This window comes from Microbispora bryophytorum, assembly GCF_006874465.1.
In the GTDB taxonomy this organism is placed as follows: Bacteria; Actinomycetota; Actinomycetes; order Streptosporangiales; family Streptosporangiaceae; genus Microbispora; species Microbispora bryophytorum.
On sequence record NZ_VIRL01000008.1, the window covers coordinates 62178 to 76110 of the forward strand.

The window sequence follows — 13933 nt, forward strand, 5'->3', positions numbered from 1 at the left end:
TCCGGGCTTGTCTCAGGTTTCGTGTGCATCCTCCCGCACGCCCGGGACACTCCTGACAATCAGGTTGCCCTAACCTGTGCGGGTCGACGGATGTCTCGATGTCAAGATATCCCTCAAGATATCTCGACATCAAGTTACTAATTGGTAGGCTGTGGTTATGGCGCCAACATCGGCAGAGAGCCGGATTTTTCGGCTTTCGGGAAGTTCCTGCGGCCGCGCCTAGCGCCGCCTAGCGCGGAGGCGTCCCACTCAGGCGGGCATGAGCCGCAGACAGAACAGCGCGATCACCACGATCGACAGGGCGGGGCCGAGGAACTGCTTCTCGAACGCCTTGCCGGTCTTGATGCCGATGTCCCACGGCAGTAGCCAGCGTCCCTTGATCGGCCATAAGACGGGGCAGCCGCGCTCGGTGAGGCAGTCGCCGATCACGTGCACCAGGCAGCCGACCCCGATGGCCAGTCCCAGCCAGGAGTAGGTGACCCCGAGCGTCATGAAGGTCAGGAACAACCCCGCGGTGAGTCCCACGTTCACGATCGCGGAGGTGAGCGTCCTGCCCGGCACGCCGATGCCCACGGCGCGGATCGCCAGACCGATCATCAGCACGACCATGATGTCGCGGCCGATGGGGTAGCGGTCACCGAGAAGGTGCGCGCCCACCCCCATCAGGACGGCGAACAGCAGCGAGTGGGTGGCGTGCCGGTGCCCGCCGCTCACGAAGTTCACACCCTTGCTGAGCAACCAGGTCACGGGTCCGAACGTCTGGGCGATCGTGGCACTGGGGTGGTCGAGATCGGGCAGCATGGCCGCGCCCGCGCACATCACGGCGCCCGCGACGAGCTCGGGCGGGGTCAGGATCGGCCCGGTCAACGTCGCCAGCTCCGGGCGTCCCAGCGCATCCGGCAGCGCCACCAGGGCCGGCGAGACCGCCAGCCACATCGCTGCCCCGCTGAGGGCGTGCGAGTGCCCCATCATGACAAGATCACGCTTTGAAACTGTACGGCAAAGCACCGACAAATTCCGCGAAGCGCCCACCCGTGGGGGCCGTGTCGCACCCCATCGGCACGGCGACGGCGGAACGCGCCGCGAGGGCGAACGGAAGACGCGGAACAGGCCGCGCGAGGGCGGCCGGAAATGACAAAGACGGGATCGTCCCGCTCCAAGAGCACCCCCCAGCCCTCTCAGAGCAGAACGATCCCGTCTTCGTGAGAGGTAACGCTCCGGTCTCGGGACGTGTTCCCCTTCCGCGAAAAACTTCCGCGTGAGCTACGTCACTTGCACTCGGGGATTGTCGCAAGAACGATCGCGATATATCGTTGAGGCATCGAGAACGGATCGTGAACCAGGCGAATCGTTGACCACAAGGGGGCACTGCGATGAGTTCGGCACACGCGGTCGGCGGGCCCTGGGCCCGCCCGGAGCACGGACACCGGTTCAGGCACGAGTTCAGACACGAGATGCGGCGCGCGCTGCGCGAGGCGCTGACGAAGGGGGCAGTCATGTGGCAGCAGGAACATCACGAGGGCGGGGGCCCTCACGAGCACCGGCACAGGGGCGGCATGCGGGGGCGCGGCCCCTGGGGCGGCTTCGGGCCCGGCGGCCCGTTCGGGCCGCCCTGGGCGGGCGGCGGCTTCCCGTTCGGCGCCCGCGGGCTCGGACGGCCGAGGAAGGCCAAGCGCGGTGACGTACGGGCGGCGATCCTCGCCCTGCTCGCCGAGGAGCCGCGCAACGGCTACCAGATCATCCAGGAGATCGCCGAGCGCAGCCAGGGCGGATGGAAGCCCAGCCCGGGCGCGGTCTACCCGGCGCTGCAGCAGCTCACCGACGAGGCCCTGGTGCGCGCGGAGGAGACCGACGGGCGCAAGACGTTCCAGCTCACCGAGGCCGGCCGCGCCTACATCGAGGAGCACGGGGACGAGGTCCGGGCGCCCTGGGAGGAGATGACGCCGGACATCGGGGACAACGTCCACGAGCTGTTCGACCTGTCCAGGCAGGCGGCGTCCGCGCTGTTCCAGATCGCCCACTCGGGCAGCGAGGGGCAGGTCAGGCAGGCGAGGCAGGTCCTGACCGAGACCAGGCGGCAGCTCTACCAGATCCTCGCCGACGGCGACCCTGTGGAGGAATGACGATGGTCTCCCCCGACGAGCCCGCCGCCGCAGGCGGCGCACACGCCCCCCGCGGCGGCGACGCGCCAGGTGCCGGGGCCACGGGCCACGCCCCGTCGAGCGGTCCGGCCCATGCCCCGTCCGCGTACGGCGGGCTACGGATCGGCGACCGGGAGCGCGACGAGGTGACGCGGCTCCTGCACGACGCGTTCGCGCAGGGCCGCATCACCCGCGAGGAGCTCGACGAGCGTCTCGACGCGACGCTCTCGGCGCGCACGGCCGAGGACCTGCGGCGGGTGACCGCCGACCTGCCGGGCGCGTGGCAGGGTGACGCCCGGACGGGGGGCGCTCCGGGCGGCGCCTCGGGCCGCGGACACCGGGCCGGCGATCCACGGGCCGGGAGCCCGTGGCACCCGGGCTTCCCCTCCGCCGGCCTGCCCGGTTTCCCCGGCGCTCCCGTGGGCGCGCACCCCGGGCCGTACTGGGCGGACGGCACCTCGGGACACGGCGCATGGGGACACGGCATGGGCCCGCGGCGCCGCCGCCACCATCGGCATCCCGCGATGTTCCTCATCCCGGTGGCCGCGATCGTCGTCCTGATGGCCGGTCCGATGTGGCCGCCGTTCCTGGTGCTCAAACTCGTGTTCGTCGCCATGCTCGTGAAGGTGGTGCTCGGCCTGACCCAGCACCGTCGTCGGCACCGCTACCCCACCCGGCACTGACCTCCGGTCGTGCGTGCCGGAGGTCCAGGTGATCACTCCTCGGTAGGACCGCGTCAGCCGTCCACCGAGGAGGAACCGGGACACGAGCCGTTGCCGCGGGTCAAGCGGAGGCACGCGCCGCACCGCTGTCGGGCGGCTGTCGGGCGGCTGTCGGGGCGCCGGAACCGCCGAGCGGGAGCCGTGGTTACGAGCGACGTGTTCGATGCCCTCAGGGCAGCCGACGGCGGATTCCTGAGATTGGACGCCTGTCGGACAAGTCCGCCTGGATTGGGCCTTGACCACGGATCGGGAGCGGCCAACGATCGACGTGTCGCCCTCGGGGGAGAGTTTGCGGCCATGCCGACGAACGGAGGGTGAGATGAAGCCGGCCGAGCCAGAACCCGAGGTGGTGCAGGAGACCGAAGCGACAGCGTGGACGAGGCAGATCAGGATCAGGCTGCTGGACGCGACGGAGACGGCCGTGTGCAGCAACTCGACGGGGAACTGATTCACCCGACGTCCGCGGAAGACCCACGCGCGCCACGTCTCCAAATCCGGGCCGGAGCCGGCGCGCTCCGACCAGCGATTCGGCTTCGGCCGAAGGAGATTTCATGCCCGGAGAAGCGTTCGAGCACGTCAGAAAGACCGCGGGAGAGGTGCTTCCCGCGGCGTCGTACCGGACCGAGCTCTACGACCACCTGCGCCGGATCGAGGGCGTGGTATGGAAGCTGGAACGCGCCCAGCACTTCCACGAACCCGACACCCCGAGTTGGGTGGCCATGATGAACGGAGACTGGGACCGGTCGCTCGCGCTGATGGACGAGATGCGCTTCGCCGACGACCTGCCACCCCGGGCGGAGTTGCGTCGCCTGCGGATCGTCGAGATGCCGCCGACGCCGTACCTGCAGTGGGAGATCGTCCTGCTCGCGGCGCGCACGCGGGCGGGCGAGCGGGCACGCGCGCTGCACACCCGGTCCGTACGCCACCTGGAGAACCGCGCGCCGCTGCCCGAGCTGCTGATCCTCGACCGGGACCTGATGTACGAGGTCCTCTACGACGAGATCGGCGCCCATGTGGGCGGACGACGGATCACCGACACCCGGGTCGTCGAGGACTGCGTCCGAGCCGTCGCCGAGCTGTACGCCGACGCCGAGGACATGGTGGCCTTCCACGACCGTGAGGTGACGCACCTGCCGCCGCCGGTCGCCCGGCGGATCCTGTCCCGCCCCGGCCACCCCTGAGACGGGCCCCACCCCCGCCGGCGGGACAGGGCTCAGGCCCCGTCCCGCCGGTGTTCCTCCAGCGCCGCGCGCAGGGTGGCGAGCGTCGCGGCGGTCCGGGTGAGGTCGGCGGCCGGGACGGCGGCGGTGCGGGCCGCCAGCTCGGCCTTGAAAGTCGGGCGGGCCGCGGCCAGGAGCCGGGCCCCCTCCGGTGTGAGGCTGAGGACGGAGGACCGCCGGTCCTCCGGATGCGCGGCGCGCACGCACAGGCCCGCGCTCTCGATCCGGTCGACGGCCTTGCTCACGGCTCCGACGGTGATCCCCACCTCGCGCGCGATGTCGAGCACCCGGCACCTGGGGCGGCCGTCGATGATCCCCAGGAACTCGAACTGACCCAGGCCGATGCCGTGCTCGGCACGCAATCGGTCGTCCACCGCGTTGTACAGCCGGATCTCGACCCGGACGAGATCGGTGAACAGCCGTGTGATGTCCAGGGAATCGTCTTCCAAGGAATCGGATCGAGGATCGCACGTGCATTCCACGGAAAACATCATCTCACCCTGACCACATTGCAGGTCCGCAGAGCCGCCGCCGCCGGGATCCGGGAGCGGGCCGTCCCTGACCGCCGTGGTCGATCCAGTCAGGCACGCGGCGCGCGCAGGCGGGCCATCTCGGCCGCGATGGCCTCCAGCCTCCAGTGCGCGTTCAGCCCGCTGGGGTTGGGCAGCACCCACAGCGCCGCCCCGCCGATCGTCTCCTCCTGCGGGCCGATCTGGGCGGCGGGGTGCGCGAAGGCGACCCGATAGGCCGACACCCCCGCTACCGCCAGGACACGGGGGCGGACCTCCGCCACCAGCCGCGCGAGCCTCTCGCCGCCCACGCGGAGCTCCTCCGGGTCCAGCTCGCCGGCCCGGGCGGTCGCCCGGGCCACGATGTTGGTGATGCCCAGCCCGTACGACGGGAGCAGGTGCTGCTCGTACGGCACGAGCCTGCGCGGCACGAGACCGGACAGGTGCAGGGCGGGCCAGAACCGGTTACCCGGCCGGGCGAAGTGATGACCGGTCGCGGCCGAGTAGAGGCCGGGGTTGATCCCGCAGAACAGCACGTCGAGCCCGGGGCCGAGCACGTCCTCGATCGTCGCGTTTCTGGCCGCCTCGATGTCGGCCTTGGTGGGGGCCATGCCGCGATGCTAGTGCCCCCTCCCGCCGGTCCTCGCCCTGGGCGAATCCTGTCCTCGCGGCACGAGACCGGCCGTCCGCTCCCGGTCGCGTTCCAGACGGCGGCGGCGCGCAGGTGGTCGCCGGAACAGCGGTCAGACGGCGAAGAGCAGGGCGGCGCTGATCAGAACCACCACGGCGGTCGCGAAGTGGATGCCGAACGCGACCGCCCGGGTGCCGCCGTTGCGCAGCACGATCAGGGTGTCGCCCAGGGGGATCAGGGCGACGATCAGCATGTACCAGGCCTCGGCGCGGGCGCCGGCGAAGACCAGTAGGGCCAGGCCCAGCAGACCGTAGCCTCCGTCACGCAGGCCCTTGATCGTCAGGTAGGCGACGTCGCCGTCCTTCTTGGCCGGGACGCCGTAGCCGGCGGCCGCGGCGTGGGGCACGAGCAGGAAGCGGGCTCCGATGAACAGGACGAACAGGTTGAGGACGACGGCGAGGCCGTAAGCGATGGGGGTGAGCACGTCTCTCTCCATAATCTAGCGGCGCTAGTAACGAGAACGACGCTAGCAGAGCGCCGCAACGAACGCTAGCGCTGCTAGAATTCCAAGCATGTCGATCCAGTCGCGCAGAGAGCGCGAGCGCGCCGAGCGGGAGAAGCTGATCGTCACGGCGGCCAGGGAGCTCGCCGAGGCCGAGGGCTGGGAGGCGGTGACGACGCGGCGGCTGGCCGAGCGGGTCGAATACAGCCAGCCGGTGCTCTACAGCCATTTCAAGAACAAGGTCGCGATCATGGCGGCGGTCGCCGTGGAGGGCTGCGCCGACCTGGCCGAGGAGCTGCGCGCGGCCCGGACCGCCGCGCCGGACGCCCGCCGCGCGCTCGCCGACGTCGGCGCGGCCTACGCGGCTTTCGCCGAGCGGCGCCCGGCCCTCTACGACGCGATGTTCAGCCAGTTCGTCGCGCTGCCGTTCGCGACCCCCGAGGCGCCGCCCGCCCTGCACGCGGCCTTCGGCGAGCTGGTCGAGGCCGTCCGCCCTCACGCGGGCGGCGACGACCTGCCCATGCTCACCGAGACCTTCTGGGCCGCCCTGCACGGACTGGTCACCCTCATGCGCGACGGGCGGCTCCCGCGCGAGCACCACGACCACAGGCTCGCGCTGCTCCTGGCCCGTTTCACGGGCTGAGCCCGAAACCGGCGGCTCAGCGGAAGGGCCGCGCCATCTCGTCGAGAGCCTGCTCCATGATCCGGAAGAGCGGGCGGGCCTCCTGCTCCTCGATCCAGATGTGCGTCGCGATGCGCAACGCGGCGAGGAACGCGGCGGCCATGGTCCGGCACTTCAGGTCGGCGGCCGGCTCTCCCGCCCCGTCGCGGTCGGAGATCGCCTGGACCAGCTCCCGTTCGAGTGCGGCGTGGTTGGCGAGCTGCCGGGCGAGCAGGGACGGGTGGCGCTTGGTGAGCGTGGTGCGCACCGCCCACTCCCGGTCGGGCTCGCCCACGTCCTCCAGCTCGTCGCGCACCGCCGCGCGCAGCGCCTGCCAGCCCGACTCCCCTGCCGGCCGTTCGCGGATCGCCCGCACCAGTGACCGGACGCGCTGCTCCTCGCCGTACAGGAGGGCGTCCTCCTTGCTGCCGAAGTAGTTGGAGAAGGTCCGGCGCGAGATGTTGGCGGCCTCCACGATGTCGTCGACGGTGACGTGGTCGAGCCCTCGATCCACGGCGAGCCGCAGCGCGGCCTTGTGGATGGCCTGCCGCGTCTCGGCCTTCTTACGCTCGCGCAACCCCGCCGTCGTCTCCATGGTGGGCTTCAGCTTAGCCGCTTAAACATTGCCTATTGCGCAAACTTGCCCAGTGGGCATGTAATCTTGGATCAGTTGTCCTCACCCATCCGATTGGAGGCTGCGCGTGAGCGCACCCACGCTGCCGGAGGCCGGGCCGAAAAGCCAACGGCAGGTACTCGAAGCGCTGAGCGGGCTGCTCCTCGTCCTGTTCATCGCGATGATCAGCAGCACGATCGTGTCGGTCGCGCTCCCCCAGATCATCGGTGCGCTGAACGGCACCCAGTCGCAGTACACCTGGGTGGTCACCGCGGCGCTGCTCACCACGACCGCCTCGACCCCCATCTGGGGCAAGCTCGCCGACCTGTTCAGTAAGAAGCTGCTGATCGAGGTCGCCATCGGCATCTTCCTTGTCGCCTCGTTCGCCTGCGGTTTCGCCCAGAGCACCCCGATGCTGATCGCCTTCCGCGCGGTCCAGGGCCTGGGCATGGGCGCCCTGCAGATCCTGGTCCAGGTCGTCATCGCCGCGATGATCCCGCCGAAGGAGCGCGGCAAGTACAACGGATACCTCGGCGCGGTCATCGCCGTGGCCACGGTCGGCGGCCCGCTGCTCGGCGGTCTGATCACCGACACCTCGTGGCTCGGCTGGCGGTGGTGCTTCTTCCTGCCGATCCCGTTCGCACTCGTCGCCCTGGTCGTCCTGCACCGCACGCTCAACGTGGCGTCCATCCGCCGTCCGGAGACCTCGGTCGACTACGTGGGCGCCCTCCTGATCGCGATCGGCGTGAGCGTCCTGCTGGTCTGGGTGACGTTCGTCGGCAACTCCTTCGACTGGATCTCCTGGCAGACCCTCGCCATGGTCGGCGCCGCGATCGTGCTGCTGGTCCTGGCCGTGTGGGTCGAGACCGTGGTCCGGGAGCCCGTCGTCCCTCTGCACGTCGTGCGGCGGCGGGTGCCCGCCCTCGCGATCCTGGCCAGCCTGGCCGTGGGCATGGCGATGTTCGGCGGCGCCGTCTTCCTGGGGCAGTACTTCCAGATCGGCCGCGGCTACAGCCCCACCGAGGCGGGCCTGCTCACCATCCCGATGATGTTCGGCGTCCTCGTGTCGTCCACGATCTCGGGGCGGATGGTGTCCCGCAGCGGACGGGTCAAGCCGTACATCCTGGTCGGCTCGATCGTGCTCACGCTCGGCTTCGCGGCCCTGTCCGCAGTCGACCACGAGACCTCGCTGGTCCTCGTCGGCGCGGGGATGCTGGTGGTCGGGGTCGGCGTCGGCATGTCCATGCAGAACCTCGTCCTGGCCGTGCAGAACACCGTCCCCCTGCGTGAGCTGGGCGCGGCCAGCGGCGCCGTCACGTTCTTCCGCTCGCTGGGCGGCACGATCGGCGTCTCGATCCTCGGCGCGGTGCTGGCGAACCGGGTCACCGAGAACATCGTCGCGGGCCTCGCGAAGGCCGGCATCCAGCCGGCCGGGCTGCAGGATGGCGGCACCCTCAACATCAAGGCGATGCCCGAGCCGATCCGCAGCGTCGTGCGCGCCGCCTACGGCGACGCCACCGGCCACATCTTCCTCATCTCGGCCTGCATCGCGGTCGTCGGCGTCCTCGCCGTGCTGTTCCTCCCGCAGGTGCGGCTGCGCGACAGCGTCGACCTGGCCGAGCCGGCCGCCGCCGGATCGGACGCGCCCGCCTCGGCCGAGCCCCGCTGAGCCCTGTCCGCCGAACCCTGTCCGCTGAACCCTGTCCCCTGAACCCTGCCCCCGGGTACGGCTTCCCGGATACGGCCCCTGAGCCCGGCCCCCGGGTACGGCTCCCGTCGCGTGAGCGGGAGGCCGTACCCGGGGCCGTCCGGTGTCACAGACGGGGATCGACCGGCTCGGACTCCAGCGCGAGGACGGCGAAGACCGCCTCGTGGATCCGCCACAGCGGCTCGCCCTCGGCCAGGCGCGTCAGCGCCTCCAGGCCGAGCGCGTGCTCCCGCAGCGCCAGTGACCGCTTCCTGCCGGTGAACCTGCGCCGCAGCACGTCGAGCGACTCCGTGTAGTCGGGGCCGTAGATGATCCGCAGATACTCACGGCCCCGCACCTTCACGCCCGGCTGCACCCGTCCCTCCTGATGCGCGGCCGGTTTGACCACCATGCCCTCTCCCCCGGCCTCGGTCAGCGCCGTCCACCACGCGATGGCCGCCTCCCGCTCCTCCGGCGAGTCGAGGGAGACGAACACGTGACGGGTCGGCGTCACGAGCGGCGAGTCCATCAGGCCGAGCGTCTTCAGGTGCCACTCGTGCGGCTCCTCCACCACCGTCGCCCTGCCCTCGCAGGCGAGGATCTGGAACGGCGCGAGCCGTACGCCGTCGAGGCCCGAGACCGGCCAGCAGTAACGGGCATAGGCGTCGCGGAACCGGGCAGCGTTGTGGGCACGGCGGCGGGTGCGGTCGAGCAGAGCGCCTACGTCCAGGCCACGTCCCGCCGCCGACTCCAGCGCCGCGACCGCCTCGGGCAGGGCCACCCGGGCGGCCGCCCCCACCGAGGCGTACTGGTCGCGGATCAGCCCCTCCGCCTTTGCCGACCACGGCAGCAGCTCGCAGTCGAGCACCACCCAGTCGGTCTCCAGCGCCTCCCACAGCGGCGCGGCCGCCTCGCGCAGCCGGTCCACCAGTTCCGGCCCGCGCTCGTCGAAGAAGGGCCGCCCGGTGCGGGTGTAGACGCTGCCCGTCGTGCCGTCGGCGACGCCGAAGCGGCGGGCCGCCGCCTCCGGCGTCCGCGCCAGCACGGCGATCGCCCGCGAACCCATGTGCTTCTCCTCGCACACCACCCGGGTCACCCCCGCCCGCGCGAACTCGTCGAACGCCTCGGCCGGGTGCTCCAGGAAGCCCTCCAGCGCGGAGGTCTCCGGCGGAGCCATGGTCGGCGGCAGGTAGACAAGCCAGCGGGGGTCCACGGCGAACCGGCTCATGATCTCCAGCGCGGCGCGGGAGTTCTCCTCCGCGATTCTGATCCGGCCGCCAAACCGCGTCTCCACGAAGCGGGTGCCGTCCACGTCGCCGATGTCCAGCACACCGGGGTCGCGGGCCGGGGCCGACGCCGCCAGGGGCCGCGTGGGCTCGTACCAGACCTTCTCCGCCGGGACCGAGACGAGCTCGCGCTCGGGGTAGCGCAGGGCGGTCAGCCGCCCGCCGAAGACCACGCCGGTGTCGAGGCAGATGGTGTTGTTGACCCACTCCGGCTCCGGCACCGGGGTGTGCCCGTAGACGACCATGGCGCGCCCCCGGTAGTCGTTCGCCCAGGGGTAGCGCACCGGCAGGCCGTACTCGTCGGTCTCCCCGGTCGTGTCGCCGTACAGCGCGAACGCCCGCACCCGCCCGGAGGCCCGTCCGTGATAGGCCTCCTTGAGCCCCGCGTGCGCGACCACCAGCCTGCCGCCGTCGAGGCGGTAGTGGCTGATGAGACCGTCCATGAACGTCCTGGCGGCCGCGCGGAACTCCTCCGGCTCGGCGGCGAGCTGCTCCAGCGACCGCTCAAGGCCGTGGGCGACCCGCACCTTGCGGCCGTCGAGGGCCCGCACCAGCTTCTGCTCGTGGTTGCCGGACACGCACAGGGCGGTCCCCGCCTCGACCATGCTCATGACCAGCCGCAGCACACCCGGCGTGTCCGGGCCGCGGTCGACCAGGTCGCCGACGAAGACCGCCGTACGCCCCTCGGGGTGGACGGCGCCGTCCGGCCCGACCTTCCAGCCGAGCCGCACCAGCAGGGACTCCAGCTCGGCCCGGCAGCCGTGCACGTCGCCGATGACGTCGAACGGCCCGGTGAGGTGGGTCTTGTCGGTCCACGCCTTCTCGTACGTGACGGTCACGTCGTCGATCTCGTCGCCGTGCAGCACGTGGACCCGGCGGAAGCCGTCCTTGGCGATCTTGCCGAGCGACCGGCGCAGCTCCTTGCGCTGCCGGGTGATCACGTGGGGGCCGAAGGCCCGGTCGGGGCGGGCCGCGTTGCGGGCGCGCGCCACCTCCTCCGGCGCGTCGAGCACGATGGCGTCCGCGAGCACGTCGTGAGATCTGGCCAGCTCGATGAGCTTCCTGCGGGCCTCCCACTGCACGTTGGTCGCGTCCACCACCGTGAGGAGCCCCCGCCGCAGGCGGATGCCCACGATGTGGTGGAGCAGGTCGAACGCCTCGGGCGTGGCCGTCTGGTCGTTCTCGTCGTCGGCGACCAGGCCGCGGCAGAAGTCGGACGAGACGACCTGCGTGGGCGCGAAGTGCCGGGCCGCGAACGTCGACTTGCCGCTCCCGGAGATGCCGACGATCACCACCAGCGACAGCTCCGGCACGCTGATCTCGGTCACGACCGCTCCTCCCTCCTGCTGAAGACCGCCATCTGGGTGGGCGGGCCCACCTCGGGGTCGTCCTCGCCGACCGGCCGCACATCGGCCGCGTAGCCGTACGTCTCGCACACGCCCGCCACCCATCGGGCGAACTCCGCCCGGCTCCACTCGAACCGGTGGTCGGGGTGGCGGCGCGCCCCCGCGAGCAGCTCGTACCTGACGTTGTGCTCCACGTTGGGCGTGGTGACGATCACGTGTGCGGGCCGCGCCGTGCCGAAGACCACGCGTTCGAGCGCGGGCAGGCGCGGCGGGTCCACATGCTCGACGACCTCCATCAGCACCGCGGCGTCGTACCCTGCCAGGCGCGCGTCGGTGTAGGTCAGCGAGCCCTGGAACAGCTCCAGCCTGGCCCGCTTGGCGTCCGGCATCCGGTCGGTGCGCAGGCGGCGGTCGGCCATCGCGAGCGCGCGGGCCGAGACGTCCATGCCGGCCACCTTGGCGAAGGCCGGGTCGGCCAGCAGCGCCGACAGCAGCTGCCCCGAGCCGCAGCCGAGGTCGAGCACGGTGCGGGCGCCGACCTCCCGCAGCACCGCCACGACGGCCTCCCGGCGCAGCGTGTTCAGCGGCACCCGCTCCTCACCCGCCCCGTCACCGGGCTTGTCCTCAGGCTGGTCTCCGGGCTTGTCCTCAGGCTTGTCACCGGGCTTGTCACTGAGGTTGTCACGGGGCTCGTCAGCGGGCCTGTCATCGGAGACAGCCTCGGCGCCCGGCTCCTCCTCGACCGGCGGGTCCAGGCTCTCCTCCACGTCGTCGCCCAGCTCGGCGAGACGGGCGAAGGCGGCGCGGGTGAGCGCCCACCGCCGGCCGAGATACCGACGGGTGATCAGGCCCTTGTCCGGATGGCCGGCCAGCCAGCCCTCTCCGGCGCGGACGAGCTTGTCGACCTCGTCGCCCGCCAGCCAGTAGTGCTTGGCGTCGTCCAGCACCGGCAGCAGGACGTACAGGTGGTTGAGCGCGTCGGCCAGGCGCACATTGCCGCGCAGCGCGAGCCGTACGTACCGGGACTCGCCCCACTCGGGGAAACCGGGGTCCAGCGGCACGGCCTCGGCTCCGACCTCCCAGCCCAGCGGCCCGAACAGCCGGTGCGCGAGATCGGCCCCGCCCCGGCACGGCAGGGCGGGCAGGCCGATCTCCAGGGGAATCGGCCCGTCCGCGAGAGCCTGCCGCGAGGCGCACCGGCCGGTCCGCGCCGTGCGGAACACGTCGGCGAGCGCCGACGCCAGCAGGGAGGACGCGGCGTACGGCCGGTCGTTGACGTACTGCCCCAGGGAGAAGTCGGGCGAGGACGAGCCCCTAGAACGGGCCAGCCGCACCGGGTCGATCTCCAGCAGCAGCGCCGCGGTGCACCGATCCTCGCCCGCCTCTGGGTAGAAGACCCGCGCCATGCCGGACGACTGCTCGAACTCCTGCACCCGGTCGGGGTGCTTGTGCAGGAGGAAGCCGAGGTCCGTGGCAGGCCGCAGAGTCGTCGAGATCGTGAGGAGCACCCGACAAAGTGTGCCGGATGCCCCTTTCGACCGGCTATGGCTTTTCAGGCCTGCGGGCTCACACGTGCGAGAGCACCCTTCTCACACGTGCCGCAGCACCCTTCTCACACGTGCGGAAGCACCTCGGCCGCGATCAGCTCCAGGTGCTCCAGGTCGTGCAGGTCGAGAACCTGCAGGTAGAGACGCTCGGCGCCCATCTCGGCGAACCGGCCGATCTTGTCCACGATCTCCTGCGGCGTGCCCGCCAGCCCGTTGACACGCAGCTCGTCGACATTGCGGCCGATGCCGGCGGCCCGCCGGGCGATCTCCGCCTCGTCCCGCCCGGCGCAGATGATCTGCGCCGCCGACAGCAGGACGGTCTCCCGGCCCGCGGCGTCGCACGCCTGCCTGACCCGGTCGAAGGCCGCGGCGGTGTCCTCGGGAAGGTGGAACGGCACGTTGTACTCGTCGGCGAACCGCGCGACCAGCCGCGGCGTCCGCTTGGCGCCGCCGCCGCCGATGATGACGGGCGGCCGGGGCCGCTGGGCCGGCTTGGGCAGCCCCGGGGAGTCGGCCAGCCGATAGTGCGCGCCCTCGAAGGAGAACGGCTTGTCCGCCGCCCACAACCCGGTGACGATCTCGAGCTGCTCCTCCAGGCGCTCGAACCGCTCGCCCAGGGAGGGGAAGGGGATCCCGTACGCCGTGTGCTCCTCCTCGAACCAGCCGGTGCCGAGACCCAGCTCCACGCGGCCGCCGCTCATCTGGTCGACCTGGGCCACGCTGATCGCCAGCGGACCGGGCAGCCGGAACGTCGCGGCGCTCACGAGCGTGCCCAGCCGGATGCGCGAGGTCTCCCGCGCGAGACCGGCCAGGGTGATCCACGCGTCGGTCGGGCCCGGGGCCGGGTCGCCGTCGCCCATCCGCAGGTAATGGTCGGACCGGAAGAACGCGTCGAACCCGAGCCGCTCAGCCGCCTGCGCCACCCTGAGCAGATCGTCGTAGCTCGCCCCCTGCTGGGGCTCGGTGAAGATCCTCAATTTCATCCGTCCATTATCCCCGCCCCCGCGACCGCCGCTTGCTAGAGTGCGAGCCGCCTGTGCGTAACGTAGTCACATCACAACTCAGGGT

Annotated in this window: 14 protein-coding genes; 6 read left to right on the forward strand and 8 right to left on the reverse strand. The window is 71.4% G+C overall.

Annotation, left to right across the window (positions count from 1 at the left end; all coding sequences use genetic code 11):
• Positions 1 to 249: 249 nt before the first annotated feature.
• The gene (locus tag FLX07_RS16795; RefSeq protein ID WP_244311159.1) at positions 250 to 969 is read right to left on the reverse strand and encodes a metal-dependent hydrolase; all 720 of its coding nucleotides are present in this window, start codon (positions 967 to 969) and stop codon (positions 250 to 252) included.
• 404 nt (positions 970 to 1373) lie between these two features.
• Here FLX07_RS16795 and FLX07_RS16800 point away from each other — a divergent pair, with 404 nt between their 5' ends.
• The 4 genes from FLX07_RS16800 to FLX07_RS16810 all read left to right on the forward strand — a co-directional run bounded on the left by FLX07_RS16800 (position 1374) and on the right by FLX07_RS16810 (position 4044).
• Positions 1374 to 2123 (forward strand): PadR family transcriptional regulator, encoded by a 750-nt coding sequence (locus FLX07_RS16800; protein ID WP_142571743.1) that lies wholly within the window; start codon positions 1374 to 1376, stop codon positions 2121 to 2123.
• The gene (locus FLX07_RS16805) at positions 2120 to 2824 is read left to right on the forward strand and encodes a DUF1707 SHOCT-like domain-containing protein (RefSeq protein WP_142571744.1); all 705 of its coding nucleotides are present in this window, start codon (positions 2120 to 2122) and stop codon (positions 2822 to 2824) included. The genes FLX07_RS16800 and FLX07_RS16805 overlap by 4 nt, the downstream gene beginning before the upstream one ends.
• A gap of 358 nt (positions 2825 to 3182) precedes the next feature.
• A complete protein-coding gene (locus tag FLX07_RS38440) occupies positions 3183 to 3311 on the forward strand; it encodes a hypothetical protein (RefSeq protein WP_263407641.1) in 129 nt (42 codons plus the stop codon).
• Between the two features lie 103 nt (positions 3312 to 3414).
• Complete coding sequence (locus FLX07_RS16810) at positions 3415 to 4044, forward strand: DUF6879 family protein (protein WP_142571745.1); 630 nt, start codon at positions 3415 to 3417, stop codon at positions 4042 to 4044.
• Positions 4045 to 4076: 32 nt separating this feature from the next.
• Here FLX07_RS16810 and FLX07_RS16815 read toward each other — a convergent pair whose 3' ends face one another.
• The 3 genes from FLX07_RS16815 to FLX07_RS16825 all read right to left on the reverse strand — a co-directional run bounded on the left by FLX07_RS16815 (position 4077) and on the right by FLX07_RS16825 (position 5707).
• On the reverse strand, positions 4077 to 4532 hold the full coding sequence (locus tag FLX07_RS16815; protein WP_223853493.1) for a MarR family winged helix-turn-helix transcriptional regulator: 456 nt from the start codon (positions 4530 to 4532) through the stop codon (positions 4077 to 4079).
• A gap of 131 nt (positions 4533 to 4663) precedes the next feature.
• Entirely contained in the window at positions 4664 to 5203 is a 540-nt protein-coding gene (gene mug, locus FLX07_RS16820; protein ID WP_142571747.1) for a G/U mismatch-specific DNA glycosylase, read from the reverse strand.
• Between the two features lie 132 nt (positions 5204 to 5335).
• A complete protein-coding gene (locus FLX07_RS16825; RefSeq protein ID WP_142571748.1) occupies positions 5336 to 5707 on the reverse strand; it encodes a DUF4267 domain-containing protein in 372 nt (123 codons plus the stop codon).
• 88 nt (positions 5708 to 5795) lie between these two features.
• Between FLX07_RS16825 and FLX07_RS16830 the strand changes: the two genes are divergently transcribed.
• Positions 5796 to 6368 carry a TetR/AcrR family transcriptional regulator gene (locus tag FLX07_RS16830; RefSeq protein WP_142571749.1) on the forward strand — a complete coding sequence of 191 codons (573 nt, stop codon included), beginning with the start codon at positions 5796 to 5798 and terminating at the stop codon, positions 6366 to 6368.
• A 16-nt stretch (positions 6369 to 6384) separates the two neighbouring features.
• On the opposite strand, the gene FLX07_RS16835 is transcribed toward FLX07_RS16830, so the two are convergent.
• Positions 6385 to 6981: a TetR/AcrR family transcriptional regulator gene (locus FLX07_RS16835; RefSeq protein WP_142571750.1), complete on the reverse strand. Its 597-nt coding sequence runs from the start codon at positions 6979 to 6981 to the stop codon at positions 6385 to 6387.
• A gap of 106 nt (positions 6982 to 7087) precedes the next feature.
• On the opposite strand from FLX07_RS16835, the gene FLX07_RS16840 reads away from it, so the two are divergent.
• Complete coding sequence (locus FLX07_RS16840; protein ID WP_268239505.1) at positions 7088 to 8668, forward strand: MDR family MFS transporter; 1581 nt, start codon at positions 7088 to 7090, stop codon at positions 8666 to 8668.
• A 145-nt stretch (positions 8669 to 8813) separates the two neighbouring features.
• On the opposite strand, the gene FLX07_RS16845 is transcribed toward FLX07_RS16840, so the two are convergent.
• From FLX07_RS16845 to FLX07_RS16855, 3 genes are all read right to left on the reverse strand, one after another.
• The gene (locus tag FLX07_RS16845; RefSeq protein ID WP_142571751.1) at positions 8814 to 11300 is read right to left on the reverse strand and encodes a polynucleotide kinase-phosphatase; all 2487 of its coding nucleotides are present in this window, start codon (positions 11298 to 11300) and stop codon (positions 8814 to 8816) included.
• The gene (locus FLX07_RS16850) at positions 11297 to 12826 is read right to left on the reverse strand and encodes a 3' terminal RNA ribose 2'-O-methyltransferase Hen1 (protein ID WP_142571752.1); all 1530 of its coding nucleotides are present in this window, start codon (positions 12824 to 12826) and stop codon (positions 11297 to 11299) included. Before FLX07_RS16850 ends, FLX07_RS16845 begins: the two co-directional genes overlap by 4 nt.
• Positions 12827 to 12930: 104 nt before the next feature.
• Positions 12931 to 13848 (reverse strand): LLM class F420-dependent oxidoreductase, encoded by a 918-nt coding sequence (locus FLX07_RS16855; protein WP_142571753.1) that lies wholly within the window; start codon positions 13846 to 13848, stop codon positions 12931 to 12933.
• Positions 13849 to 13933 lie beyond the last annotated feature (85 nt).

What these genes read in the sequence shown, in the direction of transcription:
- FLX07_RS16800 (WP_142571743.1), top strand. Translation starts at nt 1,374, where the DNA reads ATGAGTTCGGCACACGCGGTCGGCGGGCCCTGGGCCCGCCCGGAGCAC.
- FLX07_RS38440 (WP_263407641.1), top strand. Translation starts at nt 3,183, where the DNA reads ATGAAGCCGGCCGAGCCAGAACCCGAGGTGGTGCAGGAGACCGAAGCG.
- FLX07_RS16805 (WP_142571744.1), top strand. Translation starts at nt 2,120, where the DNA reads ATGACGATGGTCTCCCCCGACGAGCCCGCCGCCGCAGGCGGCGCACAC.
- mug (WP_142571747.1), bottom strand. Translation starts at nt 5,203, where the DNA reads ATGGCCCCCACCAAGGCCGACATCGAGGCGGCCAGAAACGCGACGATC.
- FLX07_RS16835 (WP_142571750.1), bottom strand. Translation starts at nt 6,981, where the DNA reads ATGGAGACGACGGCGGGGTTGCGCGAGCGTAAGAAGGCCGAGACGCGG.
- FLX07_RS16830 (WP_142571749.1), top strand. Translation starts at nt 5,796, where the DNA reads ATGTCGATCCAGTCGCGCAGAGAGCGCGAGCGCGCCGAGCGGGAGAAG.
- FLX07_RS16795 (WP_244311159.1), bottom strand. Translation starts at nt 969, where the DNA reads ATGGGGCACTCGCACGCCCTCAGCGGGGCAGCGATGTGGCTGGCGGTC.
- FLX07_RS16855 (WP_142571753.1), bottom strand. Translation starts at nt 13,848, where the DNA reads ATGAAATTGAGGATCTTCACCGAGCCCCAGCAGGGGGCGAGCTACGAC.
- FLX07_RS16810 (WP_142571745.1), top strand. Translation starts at nt 3,415, where the DNA reads ATGCCCGGAGAAGCGTTCGAGCACGTCAGAAAGACCGCGGGAGAGGTG.